Below are 2,093 nucleotides of genomic sequence, written 5' to 3'. Positions count from 1 at the left end.
CCCGTGGACCACGGGACGGCACCGACGGCGGGCTTCGGCTTGAAGATGGTCAGGAAGATGATCGGGATCAGCAGGTACCCGAAGATCGTCTCGAACGTCTCGTCGGCGACCTGACTGATCCCGAACGACCCGACCAACGACCCGACCACGGTCGGCACGAGGATCGCGCGCGAGCCCTTCAGGCCGTCGATCCCTTCCTGTCGGAACGCGGCGACCGCGGCTCCGCTCGCCGCGAGCACACCGACGCGGTTCGAGCCGTTGGCCTGGTTGCCGGGCACGCCGGCCAGCACCAGCAGCGGGACGGTCAGCGCCGAGCCGCCGCCTGCCATCGTGTTGATCACTCCCGCTGCCAGGCCGCCACCGACCAGCAGCAACACTTCCCAGAACGTCACCGGAACAACTCGGGTGTCACGTCAGGCCGCGCACGAACGGCTGCGCGAGCGCCCGCGGCTGGCGGACGCGCGTCGCGAACGCGAGCACGACGGTGAGAGCGACGACATATGGCGCCGCCTCCAGGATGAACGGGTCGATCGAGTAGCCGTTCGCCGGAATCGAGATCGTGCTCGCCTCGACGAACCCGAACAGGACGCATCCGATGATCGTTCCGCGCAGGGTCCAGCCGCCGAAGATCACCGCTGCGAGCGCGATGTAGCCGCGGCCGTTCACCATCCCGGCCTGGAACGTGCCGACCTGGCCGAGCACGAGGAATGCGCCACCGATGCCGCAGCACAGGCCGGTGATGTAGATCGCCTGGCGACGACGGGCGTTGACGTCGATCCCCGACACGTCGGCCGCCTGTGGGTTCTCGCCGACCGAGCGCGCCTCGAGTCCCCACCGCGTGCGGAACACGGTCCACCACAGCAGCGGTACGAGCGGATAGATGAGGTACGCGGGCCACGGACGACCGAAGAGTGCCTCGCCGATCAACGGGAGGTCGATGAGAACCGGAATCTCGATCACCTTCGCGTGGGCCGGGTCGAAGCCGATCGAGGAGTCGAGGAACGCAGTCAAGCCGAGCACCAGGACGTTCAGCGCGAGTCCCACGACGAACTGATTCGCCGTGAGTCGGTGGCTGAGGTTCGCCTGGAGCGACGCGATCAACAGGCCGAACAGCGCGCCGACCAACAGCCCGACGATGGCCGACGACGTCATCTGGTGCCCCACGACCGCACCGAAGGCGCCGCCGATGAGCATGCCCTCGACCGAGATGTTGAGGGTTCCGGCACGCTCGGCGACCCACTCGCCGCAACCGGCGAACGCGAAGAGAACCGAGAACTGGAAGGCGCTGACGTAGAGCGCTTCGGAGGAGAGCAACGTGCCCAGTGCGTCGAACATGTCAGCCCGCTTCCGGGGTGGTCATCGGGGTGGCGGTCGATCGAAGCGATCGACGACGGTCGCGGAGGAAGATGAGCGCCGGGGGCAGGAGCAGGGCGACAACCAACAGCGCCTGGACGACCTCGGTCACCTTGCGGTCGACTCCGGTCGACGCGAGGAAACTGGACCCGGTGCGCAGCATCGCGAAGATCAGCGCGACGGGGAGGGCGACCACGATCCGGTTGCGGGCGAGGAGCGCCACGAGCAATCCGTCCCAGCCAAAGTTTCCGGAGAAGCCGAACACCAGACGATCGCCAGCGGCGCCACCGGTGAGCAACACCGCTCCTGCCACGCCGGCGGTCGCTCCGGACCCCACCAACACCGCTGCCGAGAGCGGACCGGCCGCCACACCGAAGCGTTGTGCGGCGCGCGGGTTGAAGCCGAGCATGTCGACCCGGGTCCCGAGCAGTGTGCGGCTGACGAAGTAGGCGAGAACGGCCGACAGACCGATGGCAACCAGGAAGCCGGAGTCGATCGAGTTGCCGAAGACCTCGATGTCGGGCAGCAAGGCACTGCCCGGGATGATCTCGCCGGTGTTCAGTTGGTTCTGGCGCGTCGTGTCGCGATCGGCGATCAACGCCGCTTGCCCGAGGCCGAAGGTGAGCAGCGGGAACGCGATGAAGGTCAACAGCAGCGTGGTGAGCACCTCGGGCACGTTGCGCCATGCCCGCAGGCCGGCGGCGATTCCGGCCCATGCCCCACCCCCGACCGCGCCGAAG

3 protein-coding genes are annotated in these 2,093 nt (G+C 68.0%); all 3 read right to left on the bottom strand.

Annotated elements, in window-relative coordinates; genetic code table 11:
• On the bottom strand, window positions 1-392 hold a 392-nt coding region (locus WBV89_RS06360; protein WP_423980495.1), incomplete at its 3' end, for a sulfite exporter TauE/SafE family protein.
• Between the two features lie 16 nt (window positions 393-408).
• Window positions 409-1,335 carry an ABC transporter permease gene (locus WBV89_RS06355; RefSeq protein WP_423980494.1) on the bottom strand — a complete coding sequence of 309 codons (927 nt, stop codon included), beginning with the start codon at window positions 1,333-1,335 and terminating at the stop codon, window positions 409-411.
• A gap of 1 nt (window position 1,336) precedes the next feature.
• A partial coding sequence (locus WBV89_RS06350; protein ID WP_423980493.1) for an ABC transporter permease subunit occupies window positions 1,337-2,093 on the bottom strand: 757 nt, incomplete at its 5' end.

The sequence above is a fragment of the Ilumatobacter sp. genome, assembly GCF_049588435.1.
Lineage (GTDB): Bacteria > Actinomycetota > Acidimicrobiia > Acidimicrobiales > Ilumatobacteraceae > Ilumatobacter_A.
This window is presented reverse-complemented; position numbering and strand designations above follow the sequence as displayed.

Excerpts from the sequence above, each read along its gene's own strand:
- WBV89_RS06355 (WP_423980494.1), bottom strand. The coding sequence starts at position 1,335 with ATGTTCGACGCACTGGGCACGTTGCTCTCCTCCGAAGCGCTCTACGTC.